The sequence below is a fragment of the Kineosporia sp. R_H_3 genome (assembly GCF_002198675.1).
GTDB lineage: Bacteria > Actinomycetota > Actinomycetes > Actinomycetales > Kineosporiaceae > R-H-3.
Genome location: NZ_MWLL01000189.1, coordinates 149667 through 167446, shown reverse-complemented (window position 1 = coordinate 167446; position 17780 = coordinate 149667). Strand labels below are relative to the sequence as shown.

The following is a 17780-nucleotide window of genomic DNA, read 5'->3' as shown; positions in this document are numbered from 1 at the left end:
GGCTCCTACGGGCGGGGACCGTCGTGACCGACGATCGCGAGGTAGACGTCTTCGAGGGTCGGCTGCTTCTCGACGTACTCGACCGTGGCAGCGGGGAGCAGCCGCTTGAGCTCGGCGAGCGTGCCGTCGGCGATGATGCGGCCCTCGTGGAGGATCGCGATCCGGTCGGCGAGCTGCTCGGCCTCGTCGAGGTACTGCGTCGTGAGCAGCACGGTGATGCCCTGACCGGCGAGGTCGCGGACGGTCCGCCAGACCTCGAGCCGCGACTGCGGGTCGAGCCCGGTCGTCGGCTCGTCGAGGAACAGCACCGGCGGGCTGCCGACGAGGCTCATCGCGATGTCGAGCCGACGGCGCATGCCGCCGGAGTACGTCGCGACCCTGCGCCCGGCCGCGTCGGTCAGCCCGAACCGGTCGAGCAGACCGTCGGCGACCGCACCGGCGTCCGGGACGCGGCGCAGCCGGGCGACGAGCACGAGGTTCTCGCGCCCGGTGAGGACCTCGTCGACGGCCGCGAACTGGCCCGTGAGGCTGATCGACGCCCGGACGTCGGCCGCCCGGGTGGCGACGTCGTGGCCGTTGACGGTCGCGGTCCCGCCGTCGGCCTTCAGCAGCGTCGCGAGGATCTTCACCGCCGTGGTCTTGCCGGCACCGTTGGAGCCGAGCAGGGCGAGGACCGAACCCCGGGGGACGCTGAGGTCGACGCCGCGCAGGACGCGGTGGTCGCCGTAGGACTTCGTGAGACCGACGGTCTCGATGACGTGTGCAGTGGACATGACGTCAGGCTGCAACCCTGACCCAGCGTCAAGGTCAAGCGCTCGTCGCCGCGACTTTCATGCAACTAGTGGTTGCGTATCGCCGCGCCCCGGTCTAGCCTCACATGCAACCAAACGTTGCAGGAGGCGGTCATGGAGCTCGGGACCATCGAGCAGGAGATCTACGTCGAGGCGTCGCCCGAGGTCGTCTACGAGGTGGTGAGCAGTCCCGACCACCTCAAGCACTGGTGGCCGGACGACGCGCGCTACGACCCGACGCCGGGCTCGAGCGGTCAGATCGTCTTCGAGCGCGACGGCGGGGGAGCGGTGGTGGAGCTCACCGTCGTCGACGCGCGACCGCCGTCCACCTTCGTCTTCCGCTGGACGCACCCGGCCGGCGAGACCGCCGCGGAGGGCAACTCCCTGCTCGTCACGTTCGACCTGACGCCGTCCGGCACCGGGACGCGGCTGCGGATGACCGAGACCGGCTTCCGCGAGATGGGCTGGGAGGTCGCGGTCCTGGAGCAGCAGTACGCCGAGCACGTCGAGGGCTGGTCCTACTTCCTGCCGCGGATCGTGCCCTACGTCGCGACGCTGGTCGTGCGGCCGTGACGACGGCGGTCGCCGAGGCCGTCGACGACGACCTGTGGTCGGCGATCGGCGACCCGACCCGGCGCCGGCTGCTCGACCTGCTGCTCCTCGAGGGTGCCGGGACGGCGACCAGTCTCAGCCAGCAGCTGCCGGTCACCCGGCAGGCGGTCGCCAAGCACCTCGGCGTCCTCGACCGGGTCGGCCTCGTCCACGGGACGCCGGCCGGCCGGGAGAGGCGCTACCGGGTGGACGACGCCCAGCTCGCGCGCGCGGTCGCGCAGCTGGCGTCCGTGGGGTCGGCGTGGGACGCCCGCCTCCGGCGGATCAAGCGCATCGCGGAGGCGATCCAGGTCGCCCGGAACGATCAAGAAGCCACATGATCAAGGAACCAGGGGAGTGGACGAGATGGTGGACATCCTGCACAGGGTCGGCGTCCACGCGGCGGCCCCGGCTGCCGTGTACGACGCGCTGACGACGGTGGACGGCCTCGCCGGCTGGTGGACCGAGGACACGGCCGCCCGTGGCGACGCCGCGAGCGCGGGCGGCGTGGTCGAGTTCCGGTTCCCGCCGGTGGGCGGCTTCGACATGGAGGTCGTCGAGGCCACGCCGCCCGAGCGGCTCCGGTGGCGCGTCGTCGACGGCCCGCCGGAGTGGGTCGGGACGACGGTCGACTGGGACCTGCATCAGGACGGCGACTGGACGATCGTCCGGTTCGCGCACCGCGGCTGGGCCGAGCCCGGCGACTTCATGCACCACTGCAGCACGAAGTGGGGCTCGTTCCTCATGAGCCTGAAGTCGTTGGTGGAGAACGGTGCGGGTGCGCCTGCGCCCCGCGACGTCCAGATCAGCGACTGGCACTGAACAGCCGCCGGGGAGAGGGTCTCCGAACGCTGGATTGACATAATGTGCATTATCGGCGTCCAACATCAAGCCCGCTCATGCTCGCGGTGGGTACCGGAAGTCAGGCTGGATGCTGCCCGGAACGGTACTGGGCGTGAGCATGAGCGGGGTCGGGCGTCAGCTCCGCGAGAGCTGCTCTGATCGCCGGGCTCGTGTCGGCGCTGCGCCGCCACGCGGCGTGCACCTCACGACGCGGCGGACGGGCCAGCGGGACGGCGACGAGGTCGTCGGCCAGCGGCGGCCGCGCCAGCCGCGGGACCAGTGCGACGACCTCGCCGGACGCGACGAGCGCCAGCTGCGTGGCGAAGTCGTCGACCCGGTGCCGGACGTCGGGCTCGCCGGGCACGTCGGCGACGAGCCGCCGGAACCACTGGTGGCACACGCTGCCCGGCGGGCTCGTCACCCACGCGTCGCCGGTGAGGTCGGCGGCGGTGACCGGCCGGTCCAGGGCGGCCAGCCGGTGGCCGCGGTGCACGACGACGTCGCCGACGTCGGTCATCAGGTGGCGTCCGGTGAGGGACTCGGGCAGCGACGCCGGCAGCCCGTCGGCGTCGTGGACGACGGCCAGGTCGGCCGCGCCGGCCTCGACGCTGCGCAGCGCCGGGTCCGGGTCCTGCTCGGTGACCTCCAGGCGCAGGTCCGGGCACTGTCGCGACAGCTGCGGGACGACGGGTGCGACGAGGCCGCGGATCGCGGTCGAGAAGGCGACGACGCGCAGGGTGCCGCGCGGTGCGCCCCGAGCCACCGACCGGCCGGCCTCGGTGCAGCGTTCGAGGGCCTGGAACACCGCGGGCGCCGCGTCGACGACGGCCCGGCCGGCCGGGGTGAGCACGACGCCGCGCCCCGCCGGTGCGAGCACCGGGGCGCCGACCTGGCGCTCCAACCGCTTGATCTGCTGGGACACCGCCGACGGGGTGAACCCGAGCTCGTCGGCCGCGCGGGCCAGCGTGCCGAGGGCGGCGACCGTCTGGAGGGCGCGCAGGGCGCCGACGTCCATCATGAAGCCACGCTACGCGGTACCGGCCAGAAACCATCGCTGGACCGCACGGGTCGGGCCGCCCACGATCCAGCCATGACCGACCACCGCTCCCCCGACGTCCGGCACCCGGCCGGGTCGATCTTCGGCACCGCGCTCGTCGCCATGGTGACCCCAATGCGCCCCGACGGCTCCGTCGACGAGCCCGCCGTCCTCGCCCTCGTCGAGCACCTGCTCGCCGGCGGCTGCGACGGCATCGTCGTCGCCGGGACCACGGGCGAGGCGCCGACCCTCACCGACGACGAGACCGTGGCCCTCATCGAGGCCGTGCTCGCCCGGGTCGCCGGCCGGGCCCGGGTCGTCGCCGGCGTCGGCACGTACGACACCGCGGCGAGCGTCCGCCGGGCCCGCGCGGCGGAGGCGGCCGGGGCGGACGCCCTGCTCCTCGTCTGCCCCTACTACTCCCGGCCCACCCAGGCCGGTGTCGTCGCGCACTGCCTCGCGGTGGCCGACGCGACCGACCTGCCCGTCATGCTCTACGACGTCCCGGCCCGCACCGGGCTCGCGATGGCCGAGGCGACCCTCGTCGACCTCGCGCGGCACCCGCGGATCCTCGCGGTCAAGGACGCCAAGGGCGACCTGTTCGAGGCGATGTCCGTCATGGACCGCACGTCGCTCGCGTACTACTGCGGCATCGACGAGCTGAACCTGCCGTACCTCGCGTGCGGTGCCACCGGGGTGCTCAGCGTCGTCGCGAACGTCGTCCCCGACCGCGTCGCGGCCCTCGTGGACGCCGTCCGCCGCGGCGACCTCGACACCGCCCGCGCCGTCCAGGCGGGGCTGACCCCTCTCGTCCGTGCCGTCATGGGCTCCTCCCCCGGCGCCGTCACGGCCAAGGCCGCGCTCGTCGGGCTCGGCGTCCTCCCGCAGGCGTCGGTCCGGCTGCCCTTGCTGCCTGCGTCCCCGGACGACGTCCGCCAGCTCCGGGAGGCCCTCGCCGCACGAGCGTGACCCGTGCTCGCGCCAGGTACCGGGAACGACCCGGGACAGCGGCCGGAACGGTACCCGGCGCGAGCATGAGCGGGGTGGTCAGCCGCCGACGTACGCCGCGAGGTGCTGCCCGGTGAGCGTCGACCGGGCGGCGACGAGGTCGGCCGGGGTGCCCTCGAAGACGACGCGGCCGCCGTCGTGGCCGGCCCCCGGCCCGAGGTCGACGATCCAGTCCGCGTGCGCCATGACCGCCTGGTGGTGCTCGATGACGATGACCGACTTCCCGGAGTCGACGAGCCGGTCGAGCAGGGCGAGGAGCTGCTCGACGTCGGCGAGGTGCAGGCCGCTCGTCGGCTCGTCGAGCACGTAGACGCCGCCCTTCTCCCCCAGGTGCGTCGCGAGCTTGATCCGTTGCCGTTCGCCACCGGACAGCGTCGTGAGCGGCTGGCCGAGGGTGAGGTAGCCCAGGCCGACGTCGGCCAGCCGCGCGAGGATCGCCTGCGCGGCCGGCAGCCGGGCCGGGCCGGCGCCGAAGAACGCGAGCGCCTCGTCGACGGGCATCGCGAGCACCTCGCTGATGTCCTTGCCGCCGAAGGTGTACTCCAGCACCGATCCGTCGAAACGCCTGCCCTCGCAGGCCTCGCACGTGATGGCGACCCCGGCCATGACCCCGAGATCGGTGTAGACGACGCCGGCCCCGTTGCAGCCCGGGCACGCCCCCTCCGAGTTCGCGCTGAACAGCGCGGGCTTCACACCGTTCTCCTTGGCGAACGCCTTGCGGATCGGCTCGAGCAGACCGGTGTACGTGGCGGGGTTGCTCCGCCGCGAGCCGCGGATCGCGCCCTGGTCCACCGTGACGACGCCGTCCCGCCCGGACACCGACCCGCGCACCAGCGAGCTCTTGCCCGATCCGGCGACCCCGGTGAGGACGACGAGCACCCCGAGCGGGAGGTCGACGTCGACGTCCCTGAGGTTGTGCGTGGCGGCGCCGCGGACCTCGAGCACGCCGGACGCCGTCCGCACGGCGGCCTTGAGCCTCGCCCGGTCGTCGAGGTGCTTGCCGGTCACCGTGGCGCTGTGCCGCAGGCCCTCGACGGTGCCCTCGAACATCACCTGACCACCGGCGGACCCGGCTCCGGGGCCGAGGTCGACGACGTGGTCGGCGATCGCGATGGCCTCCGGCTTGTGCTCGACCATGAGGACCGTGTTGCCCTTGTCGCGCAGCTGCAGGAGCAGGGCGTTCATCCGCTGGACGTCGTGCGGGTGCAGCCCGATCGTCGGCTCGTCGAAGACGTACGTGACGTCGGTGAGCGACGACCCGAGGTGCCGGATCATCTTCGTGCGCTGCGCCTCGCCGCCCGAGAGCGTGCCCGACGGCCGGTCCAGCGAGAGGTAGCCCAGCCCGATCGCGACGAACGAGTCGAGCGTGTGCCGCAGACCGGCGAGCAGGGGTGCGACCGACGGCTCGTCGAGGCCGCCGACCCATTCGGCGAGGTCGCTGATCTGCATCGCGCACGCCTCGGCGATGTTCGTGCCGGCGATCCGCGACGACCGGGCCGTCTCGTTGAGCCGGGTGCCGGCGCAGTCCGGGCACGTCGTGAACGTGATCGCCCGCTCGACGAAGGCGCGGATGTGCGGCTGCATCGCGTCGACGTCCTTGGACAGGAACGACTTCTGGATCGCCGGGACCAGTCCCGAGTAGGTGAGGTTGATCCCCTCGACCTTGATCTTCGTCGGTTCCCGGTAGAGCAGGTCGTCGAGCTCCTTCTTCGTGTACTTGCGGATCGGCTTGTCCGGGTCGAAGTAGCCGCAGCCGCGGTAGATGCGGCCGTACCAGCCCTCCATGCTGTAGCCGGGGATCGTCAGCGCGCCTTCGTTGAGCGACTTGGTGTCGTCGTAGAGCGCGGTGAGGTCGAAGTCGTTGACGGAGCCGCGGCCCTCGCACCGCGAGCACATCCCGCCGAGGATGCTGAAGCTGCGCCGCTCCTTCGTCGTCCGCCCGGCCCGCTCGAAGGTCACCGCCCCCGCGCCGCTCACGGACGCGACGTTGAAGGAGAACGCCTGCTGCGAGCCGATGTGCGGCTGCCCGAGCCGGCTGAACAGGATGCGCAGCAACGCGTTCGCGTCGGTCGCGGTGCCGACGGTGGACCGGGGGTCGGCACCCATCCGCTCCTGGTCGACGATGATCGCCGTCGTCAGCCCGTCGAGGACGTCGACGTCGGGGCGGGCCAGCGTCGGCATGAAACCCTGGACGAAGGTGCTGTAGGTCTCGTTGATCATCCGCTGCGACTCGGCGGCGATCGTGCTGAAGACCAGGGAACTCTTTCCGGAGCCCGACACTCCGGTGAACACCGTGAGGCGCCGCTTGGGGATCTCGACGCTGACGTCCTTGAGGTTGTTCTCCCGCGCGCCGTGCACCCGGATCATGTCGTGGCGGTCCGCGACGTGCGCGGCCGCCGCCTGCGGGGTCAGCGCCGTTCCTGGATGCGGACCATGTTGCCGGCCGGGTCCCGCAGGGCGCAGTCGCGGACGCCGTACGGCTGGTCGGTCGGCTCCTGGACGATCTCGACGTCGCCGGCCTGCAGCTTCTCGAACGTCGCGTCGAGGTCGGGCGTCGAGAGCAGGATCGAGGCGTAGGTGCCCTTGGCCATCATCTCGGTGATCGTGCGGCGCTCGTCGTCGGTGACCCCCGGGTCGGCCCCCGGCGGGAAGAGGACGACGGACGGCGTGCCGGGCTGCCCGGCCGGGCCGACCGTGATCCAGCGCATGCCGGCGTAGCCGACGTCCTGACGGACCTCGAACCCGAGGGTGTCGCGGTAGAACGCGAGCGAGGCCTCCGGGTCGGTGTGCGGGAGGAAGCTCGAGTGGATGCTGATGTCCATGCGGTCAGGCTAGGGGGGTGCGGGAGACGGGCGCTTCTCGATTCCTGACCGGTCTCGTGACCTGCTTGGCGACGCACGACGGCATGCCCTGCGTCGCCTCCGCGTGCTGCGCGCGGTAGGTGCTCGGCGGGACCCCGACCAGCTCGGTGAAGCGGGTGCTGAACGTGCCCAGCGACGAGCAGCCGACGGCGAAGCAGACCTCCGTGACCGACAGGTCGCCCCGCCGCAGCAGCGCCATCGCACGCTCGATCCGGCGGGTCATGAGATAGGCGTACGGCGACTCGCCGTAGGCGCGCTTGAACTCCCGGCTCAGGTGGCCCGCCGACATGCTCACCCCGCGGGCCAGGGCCTCGACGTCGAGCGGCTGGGTGTACTCCCGGTCCATCCGGTCCCGGACGCGCCGCAGCCGCGCGAGGTCGCGCAGGTGCTGCTGCTCGGCGTCCGCCCCGGTCGTCACGACGGTGATGCTGCCATGCCGGACCGGCCGCGCATCACTGTGTGCGCGACGACGTACGTCACCGGGAGGGCCGTGAGCTGCACGAGGACCGGGGCGACCCGGTCGTCGATGCCGAGGACCTCGACGGCGAACGGCAGCCCCAGCGTGGTGACGACGACGTTCGTCACGCTCGACAGCGGGAAGAGCAGGAACGTGCGCAGGCTCGGCCGGACGTGGAACGTGAAGCGGCAGTTCAGGAAGTACGAGCCGACGACCGACACGACGACACCGGCGGCGTGGGCCACGAGGTACGGGGCGACGAGGTGCACCGCGAGATAGGTGCCGTAGTAGGTCGCCGTGTTGACGACACCGACCCCACCGAAGCGCACGAACCGCGCGAGCCCGGCGCGGCGGGAGCCCGTCGGCACGGCCGGGGCGGCGCCCAGCGTCGGGTCGCCCTGGGCGGGAGCCGTCATGCCCGGCGGTCGCCCGGCGCCGCGACCTGCTCGCGCCGGCGGCCGGCGTCGAGGTCCACGACCAGCGAGCCGGTCACCCGGTCCCCCGGGCCGCTCCGGAGGTCGATCGCGGGGCGGACGGCGACCCGGTCGGGCCTGCCGGGGCAGTTCGTCTCCTTGACGAGGAAGTGCGGCCGCTGCTTGGTCTCGACGTAGATCCGGCCGAGGTACTCGCCGGTGACCCCGAGGAGCATCATCTGGATGCCGCCCAGCCCGACGACCGCGGCGATCGTCGTCACGTAGCCGGGGACGGGGTTGCCGTTGAGCAGCGCCGCTGCGAGCACCCAGAACCCGTAGAGCACGGCGACGGCGGTGGTCGCGAGCCCGACGTGGATCGCGAGGCGCAGCGGCTTGGTGTTGAAGGAGAGCACCGAGTCGATGGCGTAGTTGACGAGGTCGCGCAGACGCCAGTGGCTCTCGCCGGCCGTCCGCGCGACGTTCTCGTAGTCGACGACGGCGACGTCGTAGCCGATCCAGGCGAAGAGGCCCTTGGAGAAGCGGTTGGACTCCCCCAGGCTCAGCAGCCCGTCGACGGCCGTCCGGCTGAGGAGCCGGAAGTCGCCCACGCCGTTCTCCAGCTCGACGTCCACGAGCCGGTTGACCACCCGGTAGTACAGGCGCGACAGCACCGAACGCACCGCGGCGTCCCCGGTGCGCGTCCGGCGGGCGACGACCTGGTCGAACCCCTGGGCGAGCAGCGGGATCATCCGCGAGAGGAGCTCGGGCGGGTGCTGCAGGTCCGCGTCGAGGATGGCCACGGCCCGGCCACGGGCGCGCGACAGCCCGGCGAGCATCGCCGACTCCTTGCCGAAGTTGCGGCTCAGTGCGACGTAGCGGACGCGTGGGTCCCGTTCGGCGGCCTCGCGCATGAGGCGCAGCGTCGCGTCGCGGCTGCCGTCGTCGACGAGAACGATCTCGTGGTCCGGCTGGACCTGCGTGAGGGCGGCGGACAGCGCCTCGAGCAGCCGCTCGAGGTTTCCCTCCTCGTTGTAGCAGGGCACGACTGCGGACAGGGCGACCGGCAGCGCCACACCTTTTGTGTCGGTTTCTACGGGCATCACGGCCCATAAGAGTACATTCCCGATGTGCGTTCCCACCGTGACGTTCCTCCGCACAGATGCGGTCGGGTCCGGCCGGGGCGCACCGGGGGTTGACGGTGACGAGAACGGACACGCTGGACGTCGTCGCGCCTGAGGTCCCGGGGACGCGGCCAGGCATCAGCGGCCGGCTCCTGGGCGGGGCGTTCCCGGGCGAGCGGCTCCTGCTCGCGGTGCTCCTGGTCGCCTGGAGCGTGCTCGCGTCACGGTTCCCCGTGAGCGGTGACGACTGGGCCTGGGGCTCGTCGATCGGCACCGACCGGCTCGACACCCTGTTCGACGGGTACAACGGCCGCTGGGCCGGCAACCTCGCCGTCCTGGCGCTCACCCGTGCCGGCCCGCTGACACCGCTCGTCGTCGGCGGGGTCGTCGTCCTCACCGTCTGGCTGCTCGTCGACCTCGCCGGTCGGCGGACACCGCTGCGCTACGCCCTCGTCACCCTGCTGCTCGTGGCCATGCCGGTCGAGGTCTTCCGGCAGTCGGTCGCATGGCTGTCGGGCTTCTCGAACTACGCGCTCGCCGGGCTGGGGATGCTCGTCTACCTGCACGCGGCCCGGGCGCTCTGGGACGGACGCCCACGACCGCTGCCGCGTGCGGTGCGGTTCCCGTTCGTCGTCCTCGGCGGTTTCGCGGCGGCGCTCTTCATGGAGCACGTGACGACGTACCTCGTGCTCGCGAGCATCTCCTTCCTCGTCGTCCACGCGCTCCGCGGCCGGGGTCTGAGCGGCGAGGGGGCCGCCTGGGCGGTCGGCATCGTCGCCGGCGCGGTCCTGATGTTCTCCAACCAGGCCTACCGCGGGGTGGCGTCCGGTGCGGACGCGTACCAGGGCGTCGCGACGGCCGGCGACACGGGTGCATCACTCGTCGACGTCGTCCTCGGTGTGGTCTGCGGCTGGCTCGTCGGGGTGAACGTGTGGCTCGACGCGGCTCTCGTCGTCCTCGTCGTTCTCGTGGCCGCGGCCGCGCGGCGGCGCGGACGGGGGCGTGCGGTGACGCTGACCGTCGTCCTGCCCGCGGTCGGTGCGCTCGTCCTCGCGACGACGCTGCGCCAGGCGGCCGCGGCCGCGACGCTCCCGGCGCCGGTCCGCAACCTCTCGGGCCTGGTGGCCGTCCTGCTGCTCGGCAGCCTCCTGCTCGCCGGCGTCCTGCTCGTCGCGGACCCCGCCCGGCGGGCGGTGCTCGTCGTGGCCGTGCTGTCCGTGGCCGTCGTCGCGGCGCCGCTGGCCGTCGTCCGCCCGATCGGGCCGCGCTGCTTCTACCCGACGTACCTGCTCATGGTCCTCGTCGCGGCGACGCTGCTCGCGGAGACGGTGGCCGAGGAGCGTTCCGCGGCCGGGGTGCCCGGGCGGCCGGGCGGTCGCCGTGCCGGGGACGTCGCGACGTGGGGGGCGTGGGCGATCGGGGCGATCGCCGCGGCCCTGTTCACCGGGCTGCTGGGGATCTACACCGTCGTCCACGACGCGGCCGACCGGCGTGTCGACCTCGTCCGGGTGCAGGTCCGGGCCGGGGCGTCCGTCGTCACCGTCGACCCGCTGCCGTTCCGCGCCTACGTCCACTCCGGCGACCCGGTCGGTTCGGTCTGGGAGACGCGCTACAAGCTCTACTACGACCTCCCCCCGTCGGTGCGGATCGTCGTCCGGCCTGCGCAGGCCGTGCGGCAGAGCCCGCCGGGCTGAGCCGCCCGGTGCGGCGGTCGCCGCGTGGGAACGGTCCCGCAGGTCGTTCGGCCACGCGTTCGGCCTACAGCCGTGCCGCGGAGGGGCCGATGTCCAGAACGTCGTCCCGTGGGACGTCCTCCGGATCGGCCGAGGGGTGAGCCCGGCCGACGTCCCCCCGGAGCCACGTGCGTCACGGAGGTGTCGGCCAGTGCGTCTCAGCATCGCCAAGCGGTTCGTCCTGATCGGCGCCGTCGGCGCGCTCGCGGTCGGCGTCGTGGCGGTGGCCGCCGCGGAGGCGACGACCTCCCAGCGCTCTGCGAGCGACCGGATGGCCCGGGTCAGCCAGGGCATGAGCGAGCAGTGGAACGCGGACATGATGCACGACGCCATCCGCGGCGACGTGATGTCCGCGCTCGTCGCACGCACGCAGGCCGAGCGCGAGGAGCTGGGAGCGGTCGAGATCGCCGACCACGGCCCGACGATGATCGACAGGTTCGACCGCGCCGCGGCGCTCGCCCCCGCCGGCCTGGTGCCCCGCTTCACCGCGGTGCGCCCGCGGATCGAGGCCTACGTCGCGCTCGCCGGCGAGATCATCGACGCCGCGGCGACGGACCGCTCCGCCGCGCAGACCCGGGTGCCCGAGTTCCTCGAGCTCGCCGGGGAGCTCGAGGAGTCCCTCGGCGCGATCGACGAGGCGATGGAACAGGCCGTCGTCGCCGAGCGCGACGGGGCCACCGCCGCCGGCCGACGCACCCTCCTGACGATCACCGTCGCCTGGGTCCTCGCGAGCGCGCTGTTCGTCGGCCTGTGCTGGGTGACGGCCCAGGCCGTGCTGCGGCCGATGCGCCGGATGCGGGCGGTCCTCGGGGAGGTCTCGGGCGGCAACTTCCTCGAGCGGGTGCGTTCGGAGTCGGCCGACGAGCTCGGCGACCTCGGGCGCTCCCTCGACGCGACGCTGGAGTCCGTGCAGGAGGCGTTCCACGTCGTCCAGGCCTGCATCGCCGACATCACCGGCTCGGTGGAGGACCTGCGCCGGTCGAGCACCGACCTGTCCGGCTCCGCCGCGCAGACCAGCGCCAAGGCCGGCGAGGCGGTCGACCTCGCGACGCACGTCTCCGACGGCGCGCAGGAGGTCGCCTCGGGGATCGAGCAGGTCTCGGCGCAGACCCGGGACATCGCCGGCAGCGCCGGGACGGCGGCGGACGTCGGACGGCGGGCGGTCGACGGTGCGGACGCCGCGTCGCGCACCATCACCCGGCTCGGCGACTCGAGCAGCCAGATCTCCGGGGTCGCCGCGATGATCCGCTCGATCGCCGACCAGACCCGCCTGCTCGCGCTCAACGCGACGATCGAGGCCGCGCGCGCCGGTGAGGCGGGTCGGGGCTTCGCCGTCGTCGCCAACGAGGTCAAGGACCTCGCGCAGGAGGTCGGCCGCGCCACCGAGGACATCTCGAGCCGGATCGCCTCGATCCAGTCCGAGGTCGAGGAGGCCGTCGCCGACATCGGCACGGTCTCCCGGGTCATCGGTGAGATCAACGCCCACCAGCACGACATCGCGACCGCCGTCGAGGCGCAGGCCCGCAGCAGCACGGACGTCGCGTCGGTCATCGACGTCGCCGCCCGGGACGCGAGCGGCATCGTCGGCTCCGTCATGGTCATCGCCTCGGCCGCCGAGCAGACCTCGAACACCGCCGAGCGCACGGCCGGCGCGGCGTCCGGCCTCGCCCAGACCGCCGAGCGGATGCGCACGGTGCTGGCGGGCTACCGGTTCTGAGCGCTGCAGCGGGGGGCGATGACCACGCCGCCGTGCGTGGCCGCTCCCCCGGCTTGACGGATGCGCCCGCGTATCTCAATATCTGCGTATGTCCGCAGATATGCAGGTGGTCCGTCCCCGGGACGGCGAGCCGCGGCGCCCCGGTCACGACCTGACCCGGCTCGACGAGACGCACCGCGCGGACGCCGTCCGCACCCTCCGGCTGCTCGCCGACGAGACCCGGCTGCACCTGCTGTGGCACCTGCGGGACGCCGAGCGCTCCGTCAACGACCTCGGCCGGCTCGTCGAGCGGCCCTCCCCCGCGGTGAGCCAGCACCTCGCCAAGCTGCGGCTCGGCGGCCTCGTCCGCACCCGGCGCGAGGGCACGTCGATCTACTACCGCCTCGCCACCGACCACGTCCGCGAGCTCGTCGAGGACGTCGTCGCCCACGCCCAGCACCTCGAGGAGGAGCGGTGACCGAGCACGCCCACGCCGAGCACGCCCCCGCGGAGCACGAGCACACGGACCACGTCCACGCGGACGCCGAGCACGACGGTCACGACCACGGCGAGCAGGGTCACGAGCACGGCGGCCACGGTCACGACCACGGACCCGACGGCGACCACTCGCACGCCGAGGGCACCGGGGTCGTCGCGCGCCTGCGGCACCTGCTCGTCCCGCACTCGCACGACCACGCGCAGTCGACGGACACCGCGCTCGAGTCGAGCGAGGACGGCATCCGGGCCGTGAAGATCAGCCTCGTCGTGCTCCTCGTGACCGCGCTGGCGCAGGGGGTCGTCGTCGTCCTGTCCGGGTCGGTGGCGCTGCTCGCCGACACCGTGCACAACCTCTCGGACGCGCTCACGGCGCTGCCGCTGTGGGTCGCGTTCGTCCTCGTCCGCCGGCCGCCGTCGCGGCGCTACACCTTCGGTCTCGGCCGGGTCGAGGATCTCGCCGGCCTGCTCATCGTCGTGATGATCGCGCTGTCCGCCGTCGTCGCGGCGTGGGAGAGCATCCGCCGGCTCGCCGACCCGCAGGACGTGACCCACCTGGGCGCCGTCCTCGGCGCGGGCGTCATCGGCTTCCTCGGCAACGAGGCCGTCGCGATCTACCGCACCCGGGTCGGCCGCCGGATCGGGTCCGCGGCGCTCGTCGCCGACGGGCAGCACGCGCGCACCGACGGCTGGACGTCGCTCGGTGTCGTCGCGGGCGGCCTCGGGGTCTGGCTCGGCTTCCCGCTCGCCGACCCGATCGTCGGGCTCCTCATCACGGTCGCGATCGTCGGCGTCCTCGTCGGTGCCGTGCGGGACGTCGGCCGCCGCCTCCTCGACGGCGTCGACCCGGCGCTGCCCGAGCAGGCGGAGCAGGTGCTCGCGGACGTCGAGGGCGTCGAGTCCGTCGACGAGGTCCGGCTGCGCTGGATCGGGCACCGGCTGCGCGGCGAGGCCGTCATCGGCGTCGCCCCGACGCTCGACGTCGTCGCGGCGCACGACATCGCGACCCGCGCCGCGGCCGCCGTCCACGCGGCGATGCCGAACCTCGACGCGGTGAGCGTCCACGTCGAGCCCGCCGGCATGCACCGTGCCGAGAGCCACTCCGTGCCGGTCGGCACGCACGTCCCGGCCGGCGCACCGCACCCCTGACCCGCGCCGGCTGCCCGCGGAGGCCCCGTGACGCTGCTCCGAACGGGTGGAACTACCCCCTCAGGCGCGTGAGGTGACCCCGGACCGGTCGCGATCCGCCGGTGGCTGCCGTTCTTCTGGGTAGGAGACCGGTACGGCTCCGGCGCGGGCGGACCCGCGCATCGGGACGGGTCAGGGAGCGGGCGCAGGACATGGCGGGACGGCGGGTGCTCGGGGCCGCGCTCGCGGTGGCCCCGGCGGCGGCGCTCGTCGCCGCGCTCCTGCTGGTGCCCCCGGCCACCGCGGCCCCCGGGCTCGACCGCGCGGCGGCCGCCGGGTCGCCCTCGGCGTCCCCGACCGCGAGCGCCGGCGAGGCCGGCGACGAGTCGGAGCCCTCCCCCGAGGAGGTCGCGGCCGAGCGTGAACGGGCGCAGGCCCTCCTCGACGAGGTGAACCGGCGCCAGGGCGCGGTGACCGACGCGCAGGCGAAGCTCGACGCCGCGACCGCCACGGCGTCGCTCGCGCTCGAGCAGTACAGCGGTGCGGTCGTCGCCGCCCGGACCGCCCAGCTCGAGGCGGACCGCCAGGACCAGCTCCTCCTGCAGGCCCAGCTCGAGCTCGCGGCCCAGAAGGCGATCCTCGGGCGCTGGGCGCGGGCGGCGTACGGGGACGGCGACCTCGCCTCGAACCCGGCCCTCGCGACGATCCTGCAGGGCGGGTCGACGGACGACCTCGGCCGGGCCGAGACCTACCTGCAGCGGGTCGGCAACAGCAAGGGCCGTGCCGTCGTCGACTACACCGCCGCCCTCGCGCACCAGGCCGAGGTCGCGTCGGCCGCCGCGACGGCCCAGGCCGCGGCCCAGGACGCCGCGCTCGCGGCGAAGGCCGCGAAGGACGCCGCCGACGCCGCCGTCACCGCCCAGCGCGACACCCTCACCGCGCTCGAGACCGAGCTGGCCCAGGTGCAGGACGCCGCGGCGGACGCCGAGACCCGGGCGAACAACCTCGCCGCGGCGCGGGCGCTGGCCCGGGCCCGCAGCGGCCGCGGCGGCAGCGGCTCGAACGCCGTGACCGGCGAGGTCGGCGACTGCCGCGGCGGCGACACCTCGCTCTACGCGAACGGCGAGATCCCGGCCGCCGCGCTCTGCCCGGTCTGGGGGACGTCCGGCCACCGGCTGCGCGCCGACGCCGCCTACGCGTTCAACCGGCTCAGCCAGGCCTACGCGCAGGAGTTCGGCGAGCCGGTCTGCGTCACCGACTCCTACCGCGACTACGCCACCCAGGTCCGGCTCTACGCGACCAAGCCGAACCTGGCCGCCGTCCCCGGCACGAGCAACCACGGCTGGGGCACGGCCACCGACCTGTGCGGCGGCATCCAGGACTTCGGGACGCCGACCCACCGGTGGATGCTCCGGCACGCCCCCGAGTTCGGCTGGTTCCACCCCGCGTGGGCCGAGCCGAGCGGCTCCCGCCCCGAGCCCTGGCACTGGGAGTTCGCGGGCTGAGCCCGGACGGCGGCGCGCCGCCGGGTCCCGGTGCGGGGTGAGCAGCGCTGCTCAGCCCGGCCACGCCCGGTGCGCTGCAGGATGACGGCGACGCACCGTCCCGACGGCCGCGTCTGCCTCCCCCGGCGGCCCGCCAGGCGGCATGATTCGCACCGCGGCGCCCGCCGCCCCGCCGAGAGGGGACCCCCAGGCCGTGTCCACCCAGCCCAGCGCTCCGGAGCTCGTCCCGGCCGACGAACGGCGCCGCGAGCAGCGCGCCTGGTACTTCTACGACTGGGCGAACAGCGCCTACGTCACGACGACGGCGACCGTGCTCTTCGGCCCGTACCTCACCGTCGTCGCGAAGAAGGCGGCCTGCCCCGACCTGCCGAGCGACGCGCGCTGCGCGACCGACCTGTCCGTCCTCGGCATCCCGGTGAGCCCCGGGTCGCTCGCGCTCTACACGGTCACGTTCGCGACCCTCGTCTCCGCGCTCGTGCTGCCGGTCGTCGGCGCCGTCGTGGACCGCTCGGGCCGCAAGCGCACGATCATGGCGCGGTTCGCCTGGGGCGGGGCGCTCGCCGCCGGGCTGATGTTCCTCGTCGCGGGCGACAACTGGCAGCTCGGCGTCCTGCTCCAGCTCGTCGCGAGCCTGTGCCTGGGCTGCTCCCTCGTCGTCTACGACGCGATCCTCTGCGAGATCGCGACCCCCGACGAGCGGGACGGCGTCTCCAGCCGGGGCTGGGCGCTCGGCTACCTCGGCGGCGGTCTGCTCCTCGCCGTCAACCTCGGCCTGCTGACGTTCGCCGAGGGCATCGGGCTGTCGACGACGACCGCCGTCCGGATCAGCCTGCTCTCGGCCGGCATCTGGTGGGCGGCGTTCACGTTCATCCCCTACCGGGGCCTGCGCGACCGGCCGCCGGCCTCGCTCGAACCGGTCGGCGAGGGCAACCTCGTCGGCCAGTCGTTCAAGCAGCTCGGGGCGACGCTGCGGCACCTGCGCGGCTACCCGAACACGCTGCTGTTCCTCGTCGCGTACCTGTTCTTCAACGACGGCATCCAGACCGTCATCACCGCGTCGAGCATCTTCGGCCAGGAGGAGCTCGGCTTCGACTCCTCGCAGCTCGTCATCACGATCCTGCTCGTGCAGTTCGTCGGCTTCTTCGGCGCGCTCGGGTTCGGCAAGGTCGCGGCCCGGATCGGTTCGTGGCGGACGATCCTCGCCAGCCTCGTGCTGTGGTGCGTCGTCGTCGGGATCGGCTACTTCCTCCCCGAGCGCCGGTTCGGCCTGTTCCTCGCGCTCGCCGTGCTCATCGGCCTGGTCCTCGGCGGCAGCCAGGCGCTGTCCCGGTCGCTGTACTCGATGCTCGTGCCGCGGGGCCGGGAGGCGGAGTACTTCAGCCTCTACCAGGCGGCCGAGCGCGGGACGAGCTGGTTCGGCACGCTGCTCTTCGGGGTCGTCCAGCAGGTCACCGACTCGTACCGGCTCGCGATCGTCGCCCTCGTCGTGTTCTTCGTGGTCGGTGGCGTCCTGCTGTCCCGGGTCGATGTCCGGCAGGGCATCACGGACGCCGGCAACACGGTGCCGGCCGTCGTCTGACCCGGGCCGCCGGTCCGGGCGACGATCACCGACCGCGTCCGCCGGGCGGGCCGGCTGCGCCGCAACTCACAGGGTTCTCCCAGGTAGGCGACGGAACATCGCGCCCCTGCGTCGCGTTGTCCACACTGAGTGAGCGGTTCGCACCGCCATCCCGACGCGCCGGAGGATGACCATGAGCGACCGGAGCATGCGCGGCACCCGACTGGGAGCCCAGAGCCTCGAGAGCGACAACGGAGTCCAGCCCGCAGCGCGGCAGGACATCCGCTACACCTGCCCCAACGGCCACACCGTGGTCGTGCCCATGTCCGTCGAGGCCGACGTCCCGGCCCTGTGGGAGTGCCGCTGCGGTTCGACGGCGCTCCGCGAGGACGCCGAGATCCCGCAGGCCAAGCCCGTGAAGCCGGCCCGCACGCACTGGGACATGCTCATGGAGCGGCGGACGACCGCCGAGCTCGAGGAGCTCCTCGCCGAGCGGCTGGAGCTGCTGCGCAGCGGCCGGCTGACCCAGCGCCGCAGCGCCTGA

Annotated in this window: 18 protein-coding genes; 11 read left to right on the top strand and 7 right to left on the bottom strand. The window is 73.5% G+C overall.

Annotated elements, in window-relative coordinates; translation table 11 throughout:
- Positions 1-5: 5 nt before the first annotated feature.
- The gene (locus tag ECOMGDLI_RS22475) at positions 6-773 is read right to left on the bottom strand and encodes an ABC transporter ATP-binding protein (protein ID WP_088319075.1); all 768 of its coding nucleotides are present in this window, start codon (positions 771-773) and stop codon (positions 6-8) included.
- A gap of 132 nt (positions 774-905) precedes the next feature.
- Here ECOMGDLI_RS22475 and ECOMGDLI_RS22470 point away from each other — a divergent pair, with 132 nt between their 5' ends.
- From ECOMGDLI_RS22470 to ECOMGDLI_RS22460, 3 genes are read left to right on the top strand one after another with little or no spacing between them, the layout of a single operon-like run.
- Positions 906-1364 (top strand): SRPBCC family protein, encoded by a 459-nt coding sequence (locus tag ECOMGDLI_RS22470; RefSeq protein WP_088319074.1) that lies wholly within the window; start codon positions 906-908, stop codon positions 1362-1364.
- Positions 1361-1723 (top strand): helix-turn-helix domain-containing protein, encoded by a 363-nt coding sequence (locus tag ECOMGDLI_RS22465; RefSeq protein WP_088319073.1) that lies wholly within the window; start codon positions 1361-1363, stop codon positions 1721-1723. The genes ECOMGDLI_RS22470 and ECOMGDLI_RS22465 overlap by 4 nt, the downstream gene beginning before the upstream one ends.
- A 25-nt stretch (positions 1724-1748) precedes the next feature.
- Entirely contained in the window at positions 1749-2204 is a 456-nt protein-coding gene (locus tag ECOMGDLI_RS22460) for an SRPBCC domain-containing protein (protein WP_088319116.1), read from the top strand.
- Between the two features lie 100 nt (positions 2205-2304).
- Here the strand turns inward: ECOMGDLI_RS22460 and ECOMGDLI_RS22455 are convergent, their stop codons facing one another.
- Complete coding sequence (locus ECOMGDLI_RS22455; RefSeq protein WP_088319072.1) at positions 2305-3243, bottom strand: LysR family transcriptional regulator; 939 nt, start codon at positions 3241-3243, stop codon at positions 2305-2307.
- A 72-nt stretch (positions 3244-3315) separates the two neighbouring features.
- Between ECOMGDLI_RS22455 and dapA the strand changes: the two genes are divergently transcribed.
- The gene (gene dapA, locus ECOMGDLI_RS22450; RefSeq protein WP_088319071.1) at positions 3316-4230 is read left to right on the top strand and encodes a 4-hydroxy-tetrahydrodipicolinate synthase; all 915 of its coding nucleotides are present in this window, start codon (positions 3316-3318) and stop codon (positions 4228-4230) included.
- Positions 4231-4308: 78 nt separating this feature from the next.
- Here the strand turns inward: dapA and ECOMGDLI_RS22445 are convergent, their stop codons facing one another.
- Genes ECOMGDLI_RS22445 through ECOMGDLI_RS22425 form a run of 5 tightly spaced genes read right to left on the bottom strand, consistent with a single transcriptional unit; the run spans position 4309 to position 9100 of the window.
- Positions 4309-6636 (bottom strand): excinuclease ABC subunit UvrA, encoded by a 2328-nt coding sequence (locus tag ECOMGDLI_RS22445; RefSeq protein WP_088319070.1) that lies wholly within the window; start codon positions 6634-6636, stop codon positions 4309-4311.
- A gap of 41 nt (positions 6637-6677) precedes the next feature.
- Entirely contained in the window at positions 6678-7091 is a 414-nt protein-coding gene (locus tag ECOMGDLI_RS22440; protein WP_088319069.1) for a VOC family protein, read from the bottom strand.
- A gap of 4 nt (positions 7092-7095) precedes the next feature.
- On the bottom strand, positions 7096-7548 hold the full coding sequence (locus tag ECOMGDLI_RS22435) for a helix-turn-helix transcriptional regulator (protein ID WP_088319068.1): 453 nt from the start codon (positions 7546-7548) through the stop codon (positions 7096-7098).
- Positions 7545-8003, bottom strand: a complete 459-nt coding sequence (locus tag ECOMGDLI_RS22430) for a GtrA family protein (protein ID WP_088319067.1) — start codon at positions 8001-8003, stop codon at positions 7545-7547. Before ECOMGDLI_RS22430 ends, ECOMGDLI_RS22435 begins: the two co-directional genes overlap by 4 nt.
- On the bottom strand, positions 8000-9100 hold the full coding sequence (locus tag ECOMGDLI_RS22425) for a glycosyltransferase family 2 protein (protein WP_088319115.1): 1101 nt from the start codon (positions 9098-9100) through the stop codon (positions 8000-8002). The genes ECOMGDLI_RS22430 and ECOMGDLI_RS22425 overlap by 4 nt, the downstream gene beginning before the upstream one ends.
- 98 nt (positions 9101-9198) lie before the next feature.
- Between ECOMGDLI_RS22425 and ECOMGDLI_RS22420 the strand changes: the two genes are divergently transcribed.
- From ECOMGDLI_RS22420 to ECOMGDLI_RS22390, 7 genes are all read left to right on the top strand, one after another.
- On the top strand, positions 9199-10815 hold the full coding sequence (locus ECOMGDLI_RS22420) for a DUF6056 family protein (protein WP_088319066.1): 1617 nt from the start codon (positions 9199-9201) through the stop codon (positions 10813-10815).
- A gap of 190 nt (positions 10816-11005) precedes the next feature.
- A complete protein-coding gene (locus ECOMGDLI_RS22415) occupies positions 11006-12571 on the top strand; it encodes a methyl-accepting chemotaxis protein (RefSeq protein WP_088319065.1) in 1566 nt (521 codons plus the stop codon).
- 88 nt (positions 12572-12659) lie between these two features.
- Complete coding sequence (locus tag ECOMGDLI_RS22410; RefSeq protein WP_304441411.1) at positions 12660-13028, top strand: metalloregulator ArsR/SmtB family transcription factor; 369 nt, start codon at positions 12660-12662, stop codon at positions 13026-13028.
- Positions 13025-14194: a cation diffusion facilitator family transporter gene (locus tag ECOMGDLI_RS22405; protein WP_088319063.1), complete on the top strand. Its 1170-nt coding sequence runs from the start codon at positions 13025-13027 to the stop codon at positions 14192-14194. Before ECOMGDLI_RS22410 ends, ECOMGDLI_RS22405 begins: the two co-directional genes overlap by 4 nt.
- A 191-nt stretch (positions 14195-14385) precedes the next feature.
- Positions 14386-15678: a D-alanyl-D-alanine carboxypeptidase family protein gene (locus ECOMGDLI_RS35450; protein WP_088319062.1), complete on the top strand. Its 1293-nt coding sequence runs from the start codon at positions 14386-14388 to the stop codon at positions 15676-15678.
- A gap of 142 nt (positions 15679-15820) precedes the next feature.
- Entirely contained in the window at positions 15821-17257 is a 1437-nt protein-coding gene (locus ECOMGDLI_RS22395; protein WP_088319061.1) for an MFS transporter, read from the top strand.
- A 172-nt stretch (positions 17258-17429) separates the two neighbouring features.
- Positions 17430-17780, top strand: coding sequence for an RNA polymerase-binding protein RbpA (locus ECOMGDLI_RS22390; RefSeq protein WP_088319060.1), 351 nt, complete (start codon positions 17430-17432; stop codon positions 17778-17780).

Excerpts from the sequence above, each read along its gene's own strand:
- ECOMGDLI_RS22440 (WP_088319069.1), bottom strand. The coding sequence starts at position 7,091 with ATGGACATCAGCATCCACTCGAGCTTCCTCCCGCACACCGACCCGGAG.
- ECOMGDLI_RS22455 (WP_088319072.1), bottom strand. The coding sequence starts at position 3,243 with ATGATGGACGTCGGCGCCCTGCGCGCCCTCCAGACGGTCGCCGCCCTC.
- ECOMGDLI_RS22410 (WP_304441411.1), top strand. The coding sequence starts at position 12,660 with ATGTCCGCAGATATGCAGGTGGTCCGTCCCCGGGACGGCGAGCCGCGG.
- ECOMGDLI_RS22390 (WP_088319060.1), top strand. The coding sequence starts at position 17,430 with ATGAGCGACCGGAGCATGCGCGGCACCCGACTGGGAGCCCAGAGCCTC.
- ECOMGDLI_RS22460 (WP_088319116.1), top strand. The coding sequence starts at position 1,749 with ATGGTGGACATCCTGCACAGGGTCGGCGTCCACGCGGCGGCCCCGGCT.
- ECOMGDLI_RS22430 (WP_088319067.1), bottom strand. The coding sequence starts at position 8,003 with ATGACGGCTCCCGCCCAGGGCGACCCGACGCTGGGCGCCGCCCCGGCC.
- ECOMGDLI_RS22395 (WP_088319061.1), top strand. The coding sequence starts at position 15,821 with ATGATTCGCACCGCGGCGCCCGCCGCCCCGCCGAGAGGGGACCCCCAG.
- ECOMGDLI_RS22470 (WP_088319074.1), top strand. The coding sequence starts at position 906 with ATGGAGCTCGGGACCATCGAGCAGGAGATCTACGTCGAGGCGTCGCCC.
- ECOMGDLI_RS22475 (WP_088319075.1), bottom strand. The coding sequence starts at position 773 with ATGTCCACTGCACACGTCATCGAGACCGTCGGTCTCACGAAGTCCTAC.
- ECOMGDLI_RS35450 (WP_088319062.1), top strand. The coding sequence starts at position 14,386 with ATGGCGGGACGGCGGGTGCTCGGGGCCGCGCTCGCGGTGGCCCCGGCG.
- ECOMGDLI_RS22425 (WP_088319115.1), bottom strand. The coding sequence starts at position 9,100 with ATGCCCGTAGAAACCGACACAAAAGGTGTGGCGCTGCCGGTCGCCCTG.
- ECOMGDLI_RS22445 (WP_088319070.1), bottom strand. The coding sequence starts at position 6,636 with ATGATCCGGGTGCACGGCGCGCGGGAGAACAACCTCAAGGACGTCAGC.
- dapA (WP_088319071.1), top strand. The coding sequence starts at position 3,316 with ATGACCGACCACCGCTCCCCCGACGTCCGGCACCCGGCCGGGTCGATC.